The following is a 2,569-nucleotide window of genomic DNA, read 5'->3' as shown; positions in this document are numbered from 1 at the left end:
ATTTTAAAGAAGCTATATCTATGGCAGTTTTAGCTTATTGGCGCTCTTTAGAAATTAAGAGTAATTTGCCAGAAGTTACAGGAGCAAAAGCTAAAGTCATGTTAGGAGAAATTCATCAACCAATTATAGGAAATAGGAGAAATAAAGAATCAGTAAAAAATTAGAAAATAATTACCCTGAAGTAATTATTCTACTCAACCTTTTGCTTTTGCGGTTGTCTTATGAATATATTGTAGAATAAGGTCAAAATTGCTCCGAATTTCTCCTAGTTGTTTTATCCAACTATTAGAAGTAGCTATAGTTTCCTCTTCCTGTTTTATTGCTTCAGCAATTTGCTTTTCAATCTCTGTATAAACCTCAGTTTCAAACTCAGATAATTGTCGCTCTATTTGTGCGTCTAAATCTTTAGCTATTTTCTGAAATTGACTAGAAATATCTTTTCTTAAATCAGCCATTTCTTTTTCTCGTTGACTTTCATTGTGCATTTCCAAAACATCTATTCCCACAGAAACTAATGCCACAGCAGGACCTAAAAATTTAGCAGCATTACCAAGATTTTTAGCAATACCTACTGCTTGCCAAGGTTTAAACTTAAAACCTATAAATTTTCCCACTCCTAAAACAGTTTGATGTAAACCACTACCTGCTACNCCATTTCTTTTTCTCGTTGACTTTCATTGTGCATTTCCAAAACATCTATTCCCACAGAAACTAATGCCACAGCAGGACCTAAAAATTTAGCAGCATTACCAAGATTTTTAGCAATACCTACTGCTTGCCAAGGTTTAAACTTAAAACCTATAAATTTTCCCACTCCTAAAACAGTTTGATGTAAACCACTACCTGCTACATTCCCAGAACTAAGAAAAACATTTCCTGCTTTTGCAAAAGAACTTTTAGTAGTTGCTGCATTTGTTATTTTTACACCTGCAACTTCAGCAATTTTATTGAGCGAACTAACTTGAGATTTAAGCTGTTGAAAATTTATGCCGTCATTAATATTAGAAGCCGAAATATTTTGCTCTTTATCCAAACAAGAAACAAAAGCTTTAACCAAATCACTATCCAATATTTCTGCCACTTCTTGCCGAATATCTGCGGCTGCTGTTTCGCAAACTTCTTTCAATTTACTTTCTGCTTTTTCATAGCAATTACGAACATTTAATTCTGCTGTTTTATTCAGCTTTTCAAAATCTGCATCAGTTCCCACTGCCATTGCTAATTCATTTCCTTCTTTGACAATAGCTGAAGACATTTATAGGGAAATACCTTTAACTTTTGTGCGGAGTCTGTCTCGTTCTTTTCGGATAGTCCGAGATAGACGGTTAGCTACTTCAAAAAATGTGGCATTCCCAGTAGAATTGCTAATAAAAATTAACTGAGCATCTTCTACAAATTTTAATGCTATTCTGACAGGAGTATCAAATTTTGCCAAGCTACCTCGACTCTCAATAAAAGTATTTAGAGCAGCAATAAAAGTTTCAAACCGACTAATTTCCAGCAAAAAATCATCATTTTCATCAATACCATCACAATAATCTTTAGCATCAATAAAACAAACCGGAAATTCATCAAGACTAAAAGGTTTAAGAGCTTCTGTTAAACTGTAGCGATAGTTAGCAATTTTTTCCTCCTCTTCTCCAGCTTCATCAGACATTTTATTAATAACTAACATCATTTTCCAGCGATAACCTTTGTCATAAGCTAACTTTTTGAAATTCTCAACTGTCACAGAGTCAAATAACATATAAGTCAGACAAAAAACTAATAAATCAGCTTTCTTAATTGCCNGGTTTAAGAGCTTCTGTTAAACTGTAGCGATAGTTAGCAATTTTTTCCTCCTCTTCTCCAGCTTCATCAGACATTTTATTAATAACTAACATCATTTTCCAGCGATAACCTTTGTCATAAGCTAACTTTTTGAAATTCTCAACTGTCACAGAGTCAAATAACATATAAGTCAGACAAAAAACTAATAAATCAGCTTTCTTAATTGCCTCATAAGTAATCTCATCATGTTCTTGACGTTCCGTAAAAAGTCCGGGAGTATCTATTATTTTAATACTATTCCAGTCATAATTTGTAGTTTTGTCAGTAGCAATATCGGCATCTATTTTAATATCTCGTTTTCCTGTAAGTGCAGAAATAATTGTAGATTTACCTGCGCTATATTGTCCGACAAAGGCAACTTTAATTGCACCTTCTTCTCGATATTCTTTTAATTCCTGCCGGAGTTTTTTGCGGATAGTAGTTAATTGTTCTTTTTTGCCATCGGCTAGTAATTTGTCAAACTTGACTAGAACTTTTTTAAAGCTAGAGCCAACTTTAGCAGCTTGAAATTGTTGATTTGTATTAGTCATTTTTTTGCTCCTAATTTTGTAAACTCGATAATTTTTTTGACTCATTAATATATTTTATTCCGTAGGGGTTTGGTCTCCAAACCCTCTATCTTGATTGGTAATAAAATTAATTTTATTAGGTAAAGAATATTTCCAGAGGTTGAGTCAAACCACCCTCTATCTTAATTACTCAAAAAATCATTTCCTAGACAGATTTACTTTGCCAAAGC

At 33.1% G+C, this 2,569-nt stretch carries 3 protein-coding genes; all 3 read right to left on the bottom strand.

Features of this window, described 5'->3' with window-relative positions; all coding sequences use genetic code 11:
* Positions 1-194: 194 nt before the first annotated feature.
* Positions 195-614, bottom strand: coding sequence for a LeoA/HP0731 family dynamin-like GTPase (locus tag AFK68_RS02315; RefSeq protein WP_094671313.1), 420 nt, complete (start codon positions 612-614; stop codon positions 195-197).
* Positions 615-651: 37 nt separating this feature from the next.
* Positions 652-1,216: LeoA/HP0731 family dynamin-like GTPase (locus tag AFK68_RS37965; RefSeq protein ID WP_305778121.1), on the bottom strand; the 565-nt coding region annotated here is incomplete at its 3' end.
* A 575-nt stretch (positions 1,217-1,791) separates the two neighbouring features.
* Positions 1,792-2,360 (bottom strand): GTPase (locus tag AFK68_RS44090; protein WP_210407188.1); only part of this gene is annotated, 569 nt, incomplete at its 3' end.
* Positions 2,361-2,569 lie beyond the last annotated feature (209 nt).

The sequence above is a fragment of the Hydrocoleum sp. CS-953 genome (assembly GCF_002260545.1).
Lineage (GTDB): Bacteria > Cyanobacteriota > Cyanobacteriia > Cyanobacteriales > Microcoleaceae > Trichodesmium.
Note: the sequence above shows the minus strand (reverse complement) of the source record. Positions and strands in the feature narration are given on the sequence as shown.